This window comes from Pseudonocardia ailaonensis (assembly GCF_039531635.1).
GTDB classification, from domain to species: domain Bacteria; phylum Actinomycetota; class Actinomycetes; order Mycobacteriales; family Pseudonocardiaceae; genus Pseudonocardia; species Pseudonocardia ailaonensis.
Genome location: NZ_BAAAQK010000009.1, coordinates 14,430 through 29,214 on the forward strand (window position 1 = coordinate 14,430; position 14,785 = coordinate 29,214).

Annotated in this window: 12 protein-coding genes and 1 riboswitch; of the genes, 5 read left to right on the forward strand and 7 right to left on the reverse strand. The window is 74.4% G+C overall.

The window, feature by feature from the left end:
* Nucleotides 1–55 precede the first annotated feature (55 nt).
* From ABD324_RS15995 to catA, 3 genes are read left to right on the forward strand one after another with little or no spacing between them, the layout of a single operon-like run.
* Nucleotides 56–1,000, forward strand: a complete 945-nt coding sequence (locus tag ABD324_RS15995; protein ID WP_344417326.1) for a LysR substrate-binding domain-containing protein — start codon at nucleotides 56–58, stop codon at nucleotides 998–1,000.
* Nucleotides 997–2,097: a mandelate racemase/muconate lactonizing enzyme family protein gene (locus ABD324_RS16000; protein WP_344417328.1), complete on the forward strand. Its 1,101-nt coding sequence runs from the start codon at nucleotides 997–999 to the stop codon at nucleotides 2,095–2,097. Before ABD324_RS15995 ends, ABD324_RS16000 begins: the two co-directional genes overlap by 4 nt.
* Nucleotides 2,098–2,148: 51 nt before the next feature.
* Nucleotides 2,149–3,006 carry a catechol 1,2-dioxygenase gene (catA, locus tag ABD324_RS16005; RefSeq protein WP_344417330.1) on the forward strand — a complete coding sequence of 286 codons (858 nt, stop codon included), beginning with the start codon at nucleotides 2,149–2,151 and terminating at the stop codon, nucleotides 3,004–3,006.
* 70 nt (nucleotides 3,007–3,076) lie between these two features.
* Here the strand turns inward: catA and ABD324_RS16010 are convergent, their stop codons facing one another.
* From ABD324_RS16010 to ABD324_RS16025, 4 genes are all read right to left on the reverse strand, one after another.
* Entirely contained in the window at nucleotides 3,077–4,414 is a 1,338-nt protein-coding gene (locus tag ABD324_RS16010; RefSeq protein ID WP_344417332.1) for an NtaA/DmoA family FMN-dependent monooxygenase, read from the reverse strand.
* The gene (locus ABD324_RS16015; protein ID WP_344417334.1) at nucleotides 4,411–5,481 is read right to left on the reverse strand and encodes an LLM class flavin-dependent oxidoreductase; all 1,071 of its coding nucleotides are present in this window, start codon (nucleotides 5,479–5,481) and stop codon (nucleotides 4,411–4,413) included. The genes ABD324_RS16010 and ABD324_RS16015 overlap by 4 nt, the downstream gene beginning before the upstream one ends.
* A gap of 318 nt (nucleotides 5,482–5,799) precedes the next feature.
* Nucleotides 5,800–7,170, reverse strand: a complete 1,371-nt coding sequence (locus tag ABD324_RS16020; RefSeq protein WP_344417336.1) for an NtaA/DmoA family FMN-dependent monooxygenase — start codon at nucleotides 7,168–7,170, stop codon at nucleotides 5,800–5,802.
* 9 nt (nucleotides 7,171–7,179) lie between these two features.
* Nucleotides 7,180–8,205 (reverse strand): LLM class flavin-dependent oxidoreductase, encoded by a 1,026-nt coding sequence (locus ABD324_RS16025; RefSeq protein ID WP_344417338.1) that lies wholly within the window; start codon nucleotides 8,203–8,205, stop codon nucleotides 7,180–7,182.
* A 110-nt stretch (nucleotides 8,206–8,315) separates the two neighbouring features.
* Between ABD324_RS16025 and ABD324_RS16030 the strand changes: the two genes are divergently transcribed.
* The gene (locus tag ABD324_RS16030) at nucleotides 8,316–8,978 is read left to right on the forward strand and encodes a nitroreductase family protein (RefSeq protein ID WP_344417340.1); all 663 of its coding nucleotides are present in this window, start codon (nucleotides 8,316–8,318) and stop codon (nucleotides 8,976–8,978) included.
* Between the two features lie 13 nt (nucleotides 8,979–8,991).
* Here the strand turns inward: ABD324_RS16030 and ABD324_RS16035 are convergent, their stop codons facing one another.
* From ABD324_RS16035 to ABD324_RS16045, 3 genes are all read right to left on the reverse strand, one after another.
* Entirely contained in the window at nucleotides 8,992–10,155 is a 1,164-nt protein-coding gene (locus ABD324_RS16035; protein WP_344417342.1) for an LLM class flavin-dependent oxidoreductase, read from the reverse strand.
* 3 nt (nucleotides 10,156–10,158) lie between these two features.
* Nucleotides 10,159–11,772, reverse strand: coding sequence for an ABC transporter substrate-binding protein (locus ABD324_RS16040; RefSeq protein WP_344417344.1), 1,614 nt, complete (start codon nucleotides 11,770–11,772; stop codon nucleotides 10,159–10,161).
* Nucleotides 11,773–11,990: 218 nt separating this feature from the next.
* Nucleotides 11,991–12,083: riboswitch (SAM riboswitch) on the reverse strand.
* Nucleotides 12,084–12,358: 275 nt separating this feature from the next.
* On the reverse strand, nucleotides 12,359–13,051 hold the full coding sequence (locus ABD324_RS16045; RefSeq protein ID WP_344417346.1) for a (2Fe-2S) ferredoxin domain-containing protein: 693 nt from the start codon (nucleotides 13,049–13,051) through the stop codon (nucleotides 12,359–12,361).
* Between the two features lie 161 nt (nucleotides 13,052–13,212).
* On the opposite strand from ABD324_RS16045, the gene ABD324_RS16050 reads away from it, so the two are divergent.
* Nucleotides 13,213–14,784: an ABC transporter substrate-binding protein gene (locus tag ABD324_RS16050; protein ID WP_344417348.1), complete on the forward strand. Its 1,572-nt coding sequence runs from the start codon at nucleotides 13,213–13,215 to the stop codon at nucleotides 14,782–14,784.
* Nucleotide 14,785: the final 1 nt, after the last annotated feature.

Here is a 14,785-nt window from a genome sequence, read left to right on the forward strand (position 1 = left end):
GGCAAAGTCGGTCCTACCGTGGAGCCACCGCACGCGACGACGGGAAGGGGGCGGGATGGAGATCCGCCAGCTCCGCTACTTCGTCGCCGTCGCGCGGACCCGGCACTTCGGGCAGGCCGCCGAGCAGCTGCACATGAACCAGTCGCCGCTGTCCCAGGCGATCCGCCAGCTCGAGTCCCAGGTCGGGGTCACGCTCTTCACCCGGACCACCCGCCGGGTCGACCTCACCCCGGCCGGCGAGGCCTTCCTGCGGGACGCCCTGCGGATCCTCGACTCGGTGGACACGGCGCAGGAGCGGGTCCGGCAGATCGGCGACGGGCGCACCGGCCTGCTGCGCGTGGGCAGCACCGCGCTCGCCGCGTACACGCAGCTCCCCCGGCTCGCCCGGCTCGCCGCGCGCGAGGTGCCCGGCCTGGTGCTGCGGTACGTCCCGAACCTGCTGACGCCGGCCGCCGAGGCCGCGCTCACGGAGAACCGCATCGACGTCGCCCTGCTGCGGCCGCCGATGCAGAGCTCCGGGCTCGTGTCGCGCCTGGTCGCGCGCGAGCGGCTCGTGGCCGTCGTCCCCGAGCGGCACCGGCTCGCCGGGAACGGCGCGGTCTCCCTCCACGAGCTGCGCGACGAGGACTTCGTCCTCTACGGCACCAAGGACTCCGTGGTCGACGCCGCCGTCGCGCACGCCTGCCTCTCCGCCGGTTTCCTGCCCCGTCGCACCCACGAGGTCGCCGAGACCTCGATCATGCTGACCCTGGTCGCGGCGGGGCTCGGCGTCGCACTGTTGCCCGAGTCCGTCCTGGCGTTGCGCGTCGACGGGGTCCGGTACGTCGATCTCGCGGACACCGCCGTGACCGACACCGCGGCCGTCGACCTCGCCCTGGCCTGGCGCGCGGCCGACGACGATCCCGGCCTCGCCACGCTGCTCGCCGCGCTGGAGGCCCACGGCTACATCGCCCCCGCGGCCCCGGCCCCCGCTCCCGCCGTTCCCGGAGGTTCCCGGTGAAGATCGTCGCCGTCGAGGCGATCCCGTTCGCGATCCCGTACCGCAAGCCGCTGCGGTTCGCCTCGGGCGAGGTGCACACCGCGGACCACGTGCTGGTCAGGGTGCACACCGACGACGGGATCGTCGGTGTGGCCGAGGCCCCGCCCCGCCCCTACACCTACGGGGAGACGCAGGAGTCGATCCTCGCCGTCGTCGGCACGGTGTTCGCGCCCGAGGTCACCGGGCTCTCGCTGCTCGAGCGCGAGGTCGCCCGCGCCCGCATGGACCGCACCATCGGCAACCCCACCGCCAAGGCCGCGCTCGACATGGCCTGCTGGGACGCCCTCGGCAGGTCCCTCGACCTGCCCGTCACCCAGCTGCTGGGCGGGTTCACCGACCGCATGCGGGTGTCGCACATGGTCGGCTTCGCGACCGACGAGGCGATGGTCGCCGAGGCCGAGCACGTGCGGGACACCTACGGCATCACCACGTTCAAGGTGAAGGTGGGCCGCCGGCCGATCTCCCTCGACGTCGGTGCCTGCCGGGCACTGCGCACCGCGCTGGGCCCGGACGTCGAGCTCTACGTCGACGGCAACCGCGGCTGGACGCCCTCGGAGGCCGCCCGCGCGCTGGCCGCCATGGCCGACCTCGACCTCACGCTGTCCGAGGAGCTCTGCCCCGCCGACGACGTGGTGGGACGCCGTTGGCTCACCGCGCAGACCCCCGTCCCGACGGTCGCGGACGAGAGCGCCGTGACCCCGGGGCAGGTGACCCGCGAGCTGCTCGACGGCGCCGCCACCATGATCAGCATCAAGACCGCCCGCACCGGGTTCTCCACCTCGCAACGCATCCTGCACCAGTGCGAGGGCATGGGCGCCGAGATCGTGATGGGCAACCAGATCGACGGTCAGATCGGCACCGCCTGCTCGGTCGCCTTCGGTGCCGCGCACCGCCACAGCTCCCGCCGCGCCGGGGAGCTCTCCAACTTCCTCGACATGAGCGACGACCTGCTCACCGAACCGCTGGAGATCCACGGAGGCGAGCTCGCCGTCCGGCCCGGCCCCGGGATCGGGATCGAGATCGACCCGGACAAGCTCGCGCACTACCGCACCGACTGACGCACCGACTGACGCACCGACTGACGCACCGACGCGCAAAAGGAGCACCCGATGACCACCACCGCAGACGTCGACCCGGGGACCAACCCGACCGCCGCCGGATCCGGGCAGAACGCCACGGCCACCTTCGCGAGGAAGGAACGCGCCGCAGGCCCCGTCGACCACGGGCGCGCGGCGCTGCTGATCGGCGACACCCTCGCCGCGATCCACGAGGTCGTGCGGCGCCACCAGGTCACCTACGCGGAGTACGACGCGCTGAAGTCCTGGCTGATCACCGTCGGGGAGACCGGCGAGTGGCCGCTCTTCCTGGACGTGTTCGTGGAGCACGTGGTCGAACAGGTCGCCAACGCGGACCGCAAGGGCGCCGTGGGCACCATCGAGGGCCCGTACTACATCCCGGGCGCCCCGGAGTCCGCCTCCGAGGCCGACGTGCCGCGGCGCGCGGACGAGCAGGGCACCCCGCTGCTGTTCCAGGGCACCGTGACCGACCTCGACGGCGCCGCGCTCGACGGCGCGCTGGTCGAGCTCTGGCACGCCGACGACGCGGGCTACTACTCGCAGTTCGCCCCCGGCATCCCCGAGTGGAACCTGCGGGCGCAGATCCGCACCGGCACTGACGGGCACTTCCTCTTCCGCACCATCGCGCCCGCGCCCTACCAGGTCCCGACGGACGGGGCGGTGGGCGCGATGATCTCCGCCGCGGGCTGGCACCCGTGGCGGCCCGCCCACCTGCACCTCAAGGTCACCGCGCCCGGCAGGGCGCCCGTGACCAGCCAGCTGTACTTCACGGGCGGCGAGTACGTCGACGACGACGTGGCCCGGGCCGTGAAGCCGGAGCTGATCCTGCACCCGACCGCGGGCCCGGACGGCGTGGAGGTCACCTACGACTTCCGCCTCGACCCCGCGTAGGCCGGGCGCCGGAGTCGTCGCCCGGCCGTCGGCAGGTCCGCCGGGGCGTGGGCCGACCCCCAGGCGGCCCTCAGGCCAGCCCGAGGTGCTCGCGCAGGGTCGTGCCCTCGTAGCGCTCCCGGTAGACCCCGCGTTCCTGCAGCTCGGGGACGAGCCGGTCGACGATGTCGTCCAGGCCGTCCGGGGTGAGGTACGGGGAGACGTTGAAGCCGTCGACCGCACCGGACCGCACGAAGTGGGCGAACCTGTCCGCCAGCCCCGAGGGCGTGCCGACGTGGCCGCGCTGCGGGCCCAGCGCGATCACGGTCTCGCGCAGGCTCAACCCCCGCGCCTCGGCCGTCTCGCGCCAGGTCCGGACGATCTCGCGCGGGTCCTTCCAGCGCCGGCTGCCCATCTCCCCCGTCGGCGGGGCGACGACGGGATCCTCCGCCGGCAGCGGGCCGTCGGCGTCCCGGCCGGTCAGGTCGAAGCCCCACACCTGTCCGGCGATCGCGAGTGCGGTGGCGGGGGTGACCTGGTGCAGGCGCAGGAAGTGCGCCTTCTCCACGGCCTCCGCCTCGGTGTCGCCGATGATGATCTCGGTGCCGGGGAGGATGCGCAGCGAGTCCTCCGCCCGGCCCGCGGCCCGCAGCCGGGTGCGGATGTCCGTGGCGAAGGCCAGGGCGTCGTCGAAGTCGGAGCCGTGCGCGGAGAAGATCACGTCCGCGTTGCGGGCCGCGAAGTCCCGGCCCTCCGCCGAGTCGCCGGCCTGGAAGATCACCGGATGGCGCTGGGCGCTGCGCGGCAGGGTCGGGGAGATCTCGACGTCGAACTGGCTCGTCCGCGCGGACACCGTGCCGACGGCCTTGGGAGCGGCCCACTCCCCGTCGGTCCCGGCCCAGTCGTCCTCCCACGAGTCCCAGATCTGCCGCGCGATCGCGAGGAACTGCTCGGCGCGGACGTAGCGGTCCGCGTGGTCGAGGTAGCCGCCGCGCCGGAAGTTCTCGCCGGTCCACGCGTTGTCCGTGGTCACGACGTTCCAGCCCGCGCGGCCCGCGGAGAGCAGGTCCAGCCCGGAGAGCCGGCGGGCGAGGTCCGCCGGCTCGTTGTAGGTGGTGTTCTGGGTGGCCACGAGGCCGATCCGGCTGGTGACGCCGGCGAGCGCGGCCAGCTGGGTGATCGCGTCCGGCCGGCCCGCGACGTCGAGGTCGTGGATCTTGCCGCCGGACTCGCGCAGCCGCAGCCCCTCGCCGAGGAAGAAGGCGTCGAACAGCCCCCGCTCGGCGGTGGTGATCATGCGCCGGAACGACGAGAAGTCGATCTGGGAGCCGCTCTCCGGCAGCGACCAGATCGTCCAGTGGTTCACGCCCTGGAAGAAGACGCCCAGGTGGAGCCGGGCGTCCGGGCGGGGATAACCGTTGTCGCTCATACGATCTCCAGGTGGGTGTGGCGACTCGCGGGCCGCTCCAGCCCGAGGGTGGTGCGCAGCGAGGCGCCCGGCTGCGGGCGGGCCGCGGTGCCGGAGCGGAACAGCGCGGGGAGCACGCGGGCGGAGAGCTCCGGGAGGTCCTCGTCGAGGACGGCCGGGTGCAGGCGCACTCCGTCGACCACCCCGGCCAGCTCCTCCAGCAGGCCGACCAGACCGGCCGGTGCGCCCGTGAACCGCAGCCGCGGGCCGGCGGACCAGGAGGCGTGGCGGTCGAGATCGGCGAGCCGCTCCGCCGCCGACGCGGCGGGGGTGTCCAGGGCGAACTCGAGCTCGGCGAACCGCAGCCCCGCTCCCCCGTGGGCCGCGACGGTCGGCGCCTCGACGAGCTCGACGTCGGCGAGGCCCGCGGGCAGCAGGCCCGCCGGGGCGAGCACCACGAGCTGTCCCTGCGGCGGGCGCGGCACGATCGCCGGACCCTTCACCGAGTAGGTCTCGCCGACGAAGTCGATGTAGTGCAGCTTGTCCCGGTCCAGGTAGCGGCCGGTGTCGACGTCGCGCACCGCGGCGTCGTCCTCCCAGGAGTCCCACAGCTCGCGGGCCACGCGGACCCCGTCCCGCGCCTCGCGCGCCAGCCCCGCAGGCCCCTCGACGACGGGCCTGCCGAGGGCACGGGCCGCCGCCGCGTCGTCCGTCACCGCCACGAGCCAGCCCGCGCGGCCGGTGGCCGCGAAGTCCAGCGACGCCAGCTGCGACGACACGTGGAAGGGCTCGGAGTAGGTCGTGGGGACCACCGGCACCAGGCCCAGGACGCTGGTGTGCACGGCGGCGAAGGCCGCGCGCTCCACCGCGCCGATCCGGCCGACCGGGCCCACCCCGCCGGGTGGGAGCGGCGAGTCGTCGAACGTGGCCAGCGTGAGGCCGGCGTTCTCCGCGACCTGGGCGAGCGCCCGGACCCGCGCCGGGGTGAGCAGCGCGGCGGGCGCGTGGGTCGCGCGGCGCCAGGCCGCGGGATGGGCGCCCTCGCCGTCGAGCTCGACGGCGAGATGAAGGGGCGGTGTGGGGCTCATGCGGCTCGTCCCCTCGGCTCGCGGCGGTGCGCGACGGGTGTGCGCCGGTCGGCGGTCATGGAGTGCTCCCGTGCAGGTGCTTCTCGAAGGAATGGGACCCGGTCACTCGGGATCGAGGGACCGGTCGTACGGCGGCGTGTAGCCCGTGGCCAGCGAGAGGGCCGTGGCCTCGGGCCGGTGGTCAGGTGGATCCGCCCATAGCCGCGGGCGGCGATCTCCGCCTCCAGGCCGTCGAGGACCCGGCCGTCGAGGACCCGGCGGCGGTGCGCCGCACTCGTCCCCCGGTGTGGTCGACGCTGCGGAGCTCGAGCGGGGCGGTCACGCGGACTCCACGTGGTCGCGGTGTGCGACGGCCGGGCCCAGGCCCAGGTTCTCGCGCAGCGTCGTGCCCTCGTACTCCGTGCGGTACACGCCGCGGTCCTGCAGTGCCGGGACCAGCCGGTCCACGACCTCGTCGAACCCGCCGGGCATCGCGTTGGGCTGCAGGTTGAGCCCGTCGATCGCGCCGGCACGCACGTACCGGGCGAGCTCGTCGGCGACCGCGGCCGGGGTGCCGACGAACTCCACGGACTCGTTGAGGTGCAGCACCAGCTGCCGCATCGTGTAGCCCCGGCCGGCCGCGATCCCGCGCCATGCGGCGGCCGTGCGCAGCGGCCGGTCGCTGGTGTTGACGACGCCGTGGGTCAGCGTCTGGGTGGCGACGACGGGATCGGTGGCGGGCAGCGGGCCGTCGACCGGGTGGTCGGACAGGTCGTGGCCCCAGACCGCCTCGACCACCGCGCGGACCCGGCGGTCGCTCCAGGTGCGGTCCCGGAACCAGCGCGCCCGCTCCTGCGCCTCGGACTCCGTGTCCCCCAGGATGATCCGGGTGGCGGGGAAAATGCGCAGGTCGTCCTCGGGGCGGCCGGCCCGGACCAGGCGCCGGCGCAGGTCGGTGGCGAACTCCAGCGCCGCGTCGAACTGCAGGTACCGGGAGAAGATCCCCTCGGCGTGCCGGGCGGCGAAGTCCCGGCCCTCGCCGGACTCGCCGGCCTGGAACAGCACGGGTTGGCCCTGTGGGCTGGGTGGCAGGCTCGGCCAGGCCCGCCGCGCGCTGCGCACGACCTGCCCGATCGCGCCGGGGGCGGACCAGGACGGGGCCTGCGCGGACCCGGCCTCGGCGCCCCGGGACCACGCCGCCCAGAGGGCCTCGACCGTGGCCAGGTGCTCCTCCGCGGCCCGGTAGCGGTCCGCGTGGCCCACCTCGCCGCCACGCCGGAAGTTCTCGCCGGTCCAGTCGTTGTCGGTGGTCACGACGTTCCAGCCCGCCCGGCCGCCGCTCAGCACGTCGACCGAGGCGAGCCGCCGCGCCAGGTCCACGGGGTCGGTGAAGGTGGTGTTCAGCGTGGCGACGAGGCCGATCCGCTCGGTGACCGCGGCCAGGTGCGCGAACAGCACGAGCTGGTCCGGGCGGCCGGTGACGGAGTGGTCGGTGATCCGGCCGAGGTGCTCGCGCAGGCGCTGGCTGTCGCCGAGGAACAGCGTGCTGAACAGGCCTCGCTCGGCGCTCCGCGCGAGCTGTCGCCAGGCGGCGAAGTCGTAGTACACGTCGTCCCGCTCGGCCTCGGACCAGACGTAGGCGGGGCCGAAGGGGAAGAAGCCGGCGAGGTGGAGCCGGGCGTGCGGGCGGGCGACCTCGGGGGCGGCCATGGGAGCTCCTCAGGAGGCGTAGCGGCCGGCGGGACGGGGCAGGTCGAAGAGCTCGCGCAGGGTGCCGCCCGGCGCGGGGCGACGCAGGTCCAGGGCGGGCAGAACCTGCTCGGCGAGCAGCGGGAGGTCACGGTCGAGCACCGCGGGGACGAGCCGCACCGCATCGACGACGGTGGCGAGCCGGCCGAGCAGCGCCACCAGGTCCGCGGTGGATCCGGTGTGGCGCAACCGCTCCCCCACCGGCCAGGGCACCCCGGCCGGATCGGGACCGAGCGCCACCTCGACCTCCGCCAGCACCTTCGGCGCGCGGGCGCGGGCGGCCGCGGCGCGGAGGCCCTCCTCGGTCGGGGCCGCCACGATCTCGACGTCCACGAGCCGGTCGGGCAGGACGCCCGGCGGCGCGAGGACCGGGACCTGCCCCTGCGGCGGGCGGGGCATGAGGGCGGGGCCCCGGATACCGAAGGTGCGGCCCCGGAAGTCGATGTGGTGCACCCGGTCGGCGTCGAGGAACCGGCAGGTGGACTCGTCGGCGACGATCGCGTCGTCCTGCCAGGAGTCCCAGAGCCTGCGGGTGGCGTCGACGACGTCCTCAGCCTCGGCCGCGAGCAGCTGCGGGTCCGTCTGGTGCCGGACACCGTGGGCCGCGGCCCGGGCGGGCGTCGCCTCGGTGCCCACGAGCCAGCCGGCCCGGCCGCGGGAGCCGTGGTCGAGGCTCGAGAGCTGGTTGGACACGTGGAAGGGCTCGGCGTGCGCGGGGTGCACCACCGGGACCAGGCCCAGCGCCGAGGTGGTCGCGGAGAGGAACGCCGCCGCCGTCAACGGGTCGAACCGGCCGGCCACCCCGGTGCCGGGCGCCGTCGCGGTCACGTCCGCGAGCGTGACGAAACCGAACCCGGCCCGCTCCGCACGATCGCCGACCTCCCGGAGCCGCCCCGCGGTCAGCAGGGTGTTCGGTGCGTGCGCCGCCGCCCGCCACGCCGCGGGATGCGCGCCGTCGCCGTCGATCTCGATCCCGATCACCGATCGTTCGTCCATACAGGACCACCTCCTCGTCCACCCATCGGGACCGCGGGCCCGCCGCCGCGCCGCGCGGTTACGGTGGCGGGACCCGTTCCCCGGTCCACCCGTTCCCGCCAGGAGGCACCGTGTCCGACTCCCCCGCTCCCGTCGGCCTGCTCGAGGGCCTGCACAGCACCCCCGCCCGCCGCTATCTCGCCGACACCCCGATCCCCGACGAGGTGCTCTGGGAGCTGCTCGACGCGGCGGTCCGCGGACCGTCCGGCGGGAACCGCCAACCGTGGGGCTGGATCGTGGTCACCGATCCGGACGTCAAGGCGCGCATCGCCACCTTCTACCGCGAGGGCTGGGAGGCCGCGTACGGGGTGCGGCGCGCCGAGCTGCTCGATCCCGCCCGCGATCCGCGGATCGACACCGGGCTCTCCGCCTCCTCGTACCGCGCGACCGAACACCTCGCCGACCACCTCGCGGAGGCTCCGGTGTGGATCGTCCCGGTGCTGCAGGGTGCCGCCGGCTCCCGGGACACACGGCTCGGTGCCTCGATCTACGGCGCGGTGCAGAACCTCCTGCTGGCCGCCCGCGCCTACGGGATCGGCGGGGTGCTCACCTCGTTCCACCTGACCCACGAGGCGGAGGTCGACGCCCTGCTCGGGCTCCCCGCCGACGCCGCCACGATGGGGCTGGTGCCCCTGGGCTACCCCGCCCGCGGACGCTGGGCGCAGCCGCGCCGGCAGCCGGTGGGCGAGGTCGTGCACTGGGGACAGTGGGGCGCGCGGCGCACCCGTCCCTGACGGGGCCGCCACGCTACCGGCCGTCCAGCGCCGCGAAGGCCGCGGTGCGGGCGGCCGGGCCGTCGGGCAGGGGCGCGGCGGGCTCCCAGAGCCCGCGCGCCCGCAGGACCGGCAGCACACCCTCCCCCATCCACCAGGCCTCCTCCAGGTGCGGGTAACCGGAGAGCACGAACTCGTCGATCCCGGCCTCGTGGTACTCGGTGATCCGGTCCGCGACCTCGGCGTGGCTGCCGACCAGGGCCGTGCCGGCGCCGCCGCGGATCAGGCCCACCCCGGCCCAGAGGTTGGGGGCGATCTCCAGGTTCGCGGCGGAGCCCCCGTGCAGGGCCCGCATCCGGCGCTGACCCTCCGACTCCGACTCCGCCAGGCCCTGTTGCACCGCCGCGATCGCGGCCGGGTCGATCGCGGCGAGCAGCGAGTGCGCCTGGGCCCAGGCCGCCTCGGCCGTGTCCCGGGTGATCACGTGGATCCGCAGGCCGAAGCGCACCGTGCGTCCCCGTTCGGCGGCGAGGCGCCGGACCCACGCGACCTTCTCGCGCACCTGCTCCGGCGGCTCGCCCCAGGTGAGGTAGACGTCCGAGTGCTCGGCCGCCACCTCCCCGGCCACCGGCGACGACCCGCCGAAGTACACCGGCGGCACCGGGTCCGGCAGCCGGTCGAGGAAGGCGCCCTCCACGCGGACGTGCTCACCGGCGAGGTCGACCGTCTCACCGCGCCACAACGCCCGCACGACCTGCAGGAACTCCCGGGTGCGGGTGTAGCGCCCCTGCTTGTCCAGGAAGTCCCCGTAGGCGCGCTGCTCGGCGGACTCGCCGCCGGTGACGATGTTGAGCAGCAACCGGCCACCGGAGTGGCGCTGGAAGGTCGCCGCCTGCTGGGCGGCGAGCGTCGGCGAGATCGACCCCGGGCGGAACGCGACGAGGAACTTGAGCCGCTCGGTGTGCGCGACCAGCATCGCCGTCGTCAGCCACGCGTCCTCGCACCAGATCCCGGTGGGGGTGAGCGCGGCCTCGAAGCCGACCTCCTCGGCCGCCTTCGCGACCTGGGTGAGGTACCGGATCGACGCGGGCCGGATCGCGCCGGCCGAGCCCGTCCCCACCCCGTGCCCACCGCCGACGAGCTGGCGGGAGTCGCCGTTGGTGGGCAGGAACCAGTGCAGTGAGAGCGGGCCGGCCATGCGCTACTTCGACTTCCAGGCGTCGTGCAGCTGGATCCGGGACGAGGCGTCGAAGGTGATGCCGTGGGTGTTCGCGGCCGCGGCGAGCACCGTGGTCAGCTCGGTGACCGGGACGAAGTAGCCGTCCTGGAGGACCTGCTGCTGCGCCTGGTCGACGATTCCGGTCCGCTTGGTCGCGTCCGGCTCGCCGGCCTGGGCGACCAGCAGCGACTGCAGCGGGCCCTGCGGCACGCGGAAGAAGTTCGCGCCCGCCGTGGAGAACTGGCCGCGCAGGATGTCCGGGTCCGCCCGGGTCACGTTGAACCACAGCGCCGAGAAGTCGCCGGCGGACTGCACGGCCGCGGCCTGCGCGATCGGGACCTCCTGCAGTGCGATGTCGATGCCGACGGCCTTGGCCTGCTGCTGGATGAGCTCCAGGGCCGGCTTGTTGGTGGCCGCCACCGGCGAGTAGGTCACCGGGATGGTCAGCTTCTGGCCGTCCTTGGCGCGGATGCCGTCCGGGCCCGGGGCCCAGCCGGCCGCGTCGAGTGTCGACTTCGCCTTGGCGGCGTCGAACCCGAGCTGCGCGGAGTCGTCCGAGTAGGACGGTGTGGTGGAGGCCAGCACGCTGGTGGCGGGCTTGGTCTGCGACGGGAAGACCGCGCTCACGATCTCCTGGCGGTTGAGCGCCACGGTCAGGGCCTGCCGCACCGCCGGGTCGGTCACGATCGGCTTGCTGTTGTTGAAGGCGATGCCGAACACCACACCCGGGTTGGAGCGGGCGAGCAGCTGCGCGCCGGCGCCGGTCAGCGGCGCCTCGTCCTGCTGGCCGATGCTCCCGATCGCGTCGATCTCACCGGACTGCAGCGAGCCGGTGCGCACCCCGGACTCCGGGACGATCCGGAACTCCAGCGTGTCGAGGTAGGCGTCTCCCGGGTGCGAGAACAGGGAGGAGCCCCAGTTGTAGCCGGTGCGCTTCGCCAGGGTGATCGAGGCGTTCTTGGTGTAGTTCTGCAGCGTGAACGGGCCGGAGCCGATCACGCCGGCGCAGCGCTCGTCGTCCGACTTGGCGACCGTGGCCGGGGACAGGATGCCGAGGCTGTGGGTGGCGGTGGCCTGCAGGAACTGGGCGCTCGGCTGGCCGAAGTTCACGGTGAACTGGGTGGGGCTCGCCACGGTCGTGCCGGTGTAGCCCGCCAGGTAGCCCTTGGCGAGGGTCGCCCGGGCCCCGAGCTGGCCGATCCTGTCGAAGTTCGCCTTCACCGCGTTCGCGTCGAGTGCGGTGCCGTCGGAGAACGTCACGCCGGAACGGAGCGTGAAGGTGAAGCTCTTCGCGTCGGGCGAGGCCTGCCAGGCCGTGGCCAGGTACGGCTTGATCTCTCCGGTCTTCGGGTCCTGGTCGGTCAGCGAGTCGACCAGCTGACGGACCGAGTAGATCGTGTCGTTGCTGCCGACCTGCTGGGGATCGACGCAGCCCGCGTCGCTGCCGACCGCGAACCGCAGGGTCCCTCCGGTCTGCGGCGGTCCGGCGTCGGCGTCGGTACCGGCGCTCGAACCCCCGCCGCAGGCGGCCAGGGCCAGGGAGGCTGCGGCGAGGAGGGCCGGGAGCAGCAACGCCCGGCGCGATCGTGCGGTCATGGCGGGAGGTGGTCCTTCACAGGGGACCCTGCCGGGGGCAGGGCGGAGCGGACACCCGGCGCAGGTCGGCGACGGGCGGGATTCCGGACGGGCAGGTGCCACGCCGCGGGCGCGGCAGGCGGTGGATCGGGCGAGGAGCGCCGGGTCAGGCCCGACAGGCCGCGCTGGCCGTCCGCAGCAGGTCGACGTGGCGCCTGCGCACACCGAGGAACACGGATCCTCCATCGTTCCCGGCATGAGCACCCGCACCCGCGGACGGGGGGTTGCTGCGGCGTCGTCGAGCCAGGTCTCTCAGCCGCTCTGGATGGTGTGGCCCGGGTGGGCCTCCTGCACTGTACGTCGCATCCGGGCCGTCCCGTCAATGCCGCGGCGCGGACTGTGACCCAGGCCCGCCCGATCGGCCGGGACGTGTCCGGACACTCGCCGGACACCCTCCCACCAGGCAAGATGCGGGATCCGGTCGAACGGACATTGCACGCGTCGGCGCGCCCCGTCCGCCGCTCGTGCCGGACCGGGACGGAGCCTCACGCGTCGTCGTCCCGCCCGGGAGGCGTCCACACAGGACCACGTCGCGGACGGCCGAGGGCTACGCCGGCGCGTCCGGGTCGCCGACCAGGGCGCGGGCCCGCTCGGCGTCGACCGCCTCGTGCCAGTCGCCCGCCGGGTTGTCGATCACGAGCGGGCCGAGGTTGCACGGGCCGAGGCAGCCGATCGGGGTCACGAGCACGTCGCGCCCCCGCGCCGCGGCGGCCAGGGCGCGATGGGTGTCCCCCGCGCCGTAGACGGTGCAGCGCGGCCCGCGACAGACCAGCAGGTGACGGGCGGGGTCGTCGCGCACCGACCAGGCCGGGCTGCGGAACGCACCCGGGCTGGTCGTGACCGGCGCCGCGTCGCCGAGGGCCAGGTCGGCGAGCAGCGCGGCCATGCCGGGGGCGGTGGCCGGCGGCGGACTCAGCAGCACCCGCAGGGTCGCCCCCCGGGACTCCCGCCAGTGCGCCGCGGCGCGGGCGGTCCAGGTGCGCAGGTAGGGATCGACCGGCAGGGCGAGCGGCACGAGAACGACCTCGTCGGCCCCCTCGACGTCGTGGGCCCCGCCGATCCCGGTGGCCCGGGCGGCGATCTCGTCGAGCACCGCGGCGACGGACGGATCGGCCTGGTCGAGGTACGCGACGCGGACGGGCCGGCCCGCGCGCTCGGCGACCCGGCCGGCCAGCGCGGCCAGGGACCGTTCGTCCACACCGGACGGTGTGGGGCGGGCGACGAGGACGAGGTGGCGCATCGGTGCCTTCCGGGGAGATGGACGAAGCTCACAAGAAGTATGACTAGTTGTTCATGTGTTCGCTTGTTAACTTCGTCGCGTCGTCGAGGCGGACCGTCCGGTCCGTCGCCCGATCCCGTGTCACCCGATTCCTGTCACTCGACTATCCGGAGGCGAGGCCCGTGAGCCGGCCATCCCCCGCGGTCTGGCGCCGAGCGCTCGCCGCCCTGCTGTTCGTGCTGGTGACGGCGGGGTGCGCCACGACGGGACAGCCGTCCGCCGCCGCCGGCCCACCCACCCTCACCCTCGCGACCGGCTTCACGATCGACGACCTGGATCCCCTGGAGAACGCCTTCTGGGGCCCCGAGTTCGGCTACGTCGAGCTGCTGATGCGCCCCGAGCGCGGCGGCGCGCCCACGCCCTGGGTGCTCGCGGGGCTCGACAACCCCCAGCCCCTCGTGTGGCGGCTCACCCTGCGGGACAACGTCACGTTCGTCGACAAGGCGCCGCTGACCCCCGCCGCGCTCGCCGAGCTGCTGACCTACCAGCTGACCGAGAACGACGACCTCGCCGCCGCGCTACCCGGCGCGAGCGCCGCCGCGACCGGGCCGAAGGAGGTCACGCTCACCACCGCCAGGCCGGCGCCGAACGTGCCCGCGCTGTTGGCGGACGAGTCGATGGTCCCGGTGTACGACGTCGCGGCGTACAAGCGGCACAAGGCTTCCGGGGCGCCCGTCGCGGACCTCGTCAAGGCCGGGCTCTACACCGGACCGTACATCGTGGACTCCCTCGACGCACAGTCGATGCAGCTCTCCCCGCGGGCGGACCACTGGGCCGGCAAGCCCGCGCTCGACGACCTGACCGTGAAGTTCGTACCCGAGGCGAGCGCGCGCATCCAGGCCGTGCAGGCCGGTGAGGCGGACATCGCGCTCTACCCGCCGACCGCCACCGCGCCGACCCTCGCCGGGCGGACGGACTCCTTCTTCGTCACCGGCGAGCCGGTCGGCGGGACCTTCATGTTCGAGCTCAACCAGCGGGTCGCGCCCTTCGACGATCCGCTCGTGCGCCGGGCCGTGTACGCCGGGATCGACTACACCGAGATCGCCGACAAGGTCATGAACCGCCTCTACTCCCCCTCGACCGGGCTGTACGCCCCGTCGCGGCCATGGGCGGAGAAGACCCAGGTCACCGACACCGCCCGGGCCGCCGCGCTGCTCGACCAGGCGGGCTGGACCCGCACCGGTGACGGGCCGCGGACCAAGGCCGGCACCGCGCTGCGGTTCTCGGTGCTCACCTACCCGCAGCAGCCGGACTCCGACGCGCTCGCCCTGGCCGTGCAGGCCCAGCTCACGCGGCTCGGCGTCGGCGTCGACATCCGGCAGGTACCGGACACCCAGGCCGCCCAGAAGGACCGGACCGGCTGGCAGGCCGCCGTCAGCGGCAACGGGTTCATCTCGTTCGGCGGGGACTACCTCAGCCCGCTGGGCCGTTACCTGCGCAGCACCGGGCCGCGCAACAACACCGGCACCGCCGATCCCGAGCTCGACGCGATGATCGACAGGCTCGGCGTCGAGCTCGACCCGGCCGCGCGGGACACCCAGCTGCGCGCGATCCAGGCCCGGGTCGCCGACAACGGCTATCTCGGCTACCTGGGCATGCGCCGCCCCGCAGTGGTCACCGGGCCGGCATGGCGCGGGTACGCGGTGCCGATCTCGAACCTGTGGGTCACACACCAGACCGCCCCCAGGGCCTGAC

Coding starts and splice junctions, on each gene's coding strand:
- ABD324_RS15995 (WP_344417326.1), top strand. CDS start 56: ATGGAGATCCGCCAGCTCCGCTACTTCGTCGCCGTCGCGCGGACCCGG.
- catA (WP_344417330.1), top strand. CDS start 2,149: ATGACCACCACCGCAGACGTCGACCCGGGGACCAACCCGACCGCCGCC.
- ABD324_RS16010 (WP_344417332.1), bottom strand. CDS start 4,414: ATGAGCGACAACGGTTATCCCCGCCCGGACGCCCGGCTCCACCTGGGC.
- ABD324_RS16015 (WP_344417334.1), bottom strand. CDS start 5,481: ATGAGCCCCACACCGCCCCTTCATCTCGCCGTCGAGCTCGACGGCGAG.
- ABD324_RS16020 (WP_344417336.1), bottom strand. CDS start 7,170: ATGGCCGCCCCCGAGGTCGCCCGCCCGCACGCCCGGCTCCACCTCGCC.
- ABD324_RS16025 (WP_344417338.1), bottom strand. CDS start 8,205: ATGGACGAACGATCGGTGATCGGGATCGAGATCGACGGCGACGGCGCG.
- ABD324_RS16035 (WP_344417342.1), bottom strand. CDS start 10,155: ATGGCCGGCCCGCTCTCACTGCACTGGTTCCTGCCCACCAACGGCGAC.
- ABD324_RS16040 (WP_344417344.1), bottom strand. CDS start 11,772: ATGACCGCACGATCGCGCCGGGCGTTGCTGCTCCCGGCCCTCCTCGCC.
- ABD324_RS16045 (WP_344417346.1), bottom strand. CDS start 13,051: ATGCGCCACCTCGTCCTCGTCGCCCGCCCCACACCGTCCGGTGTGGAC.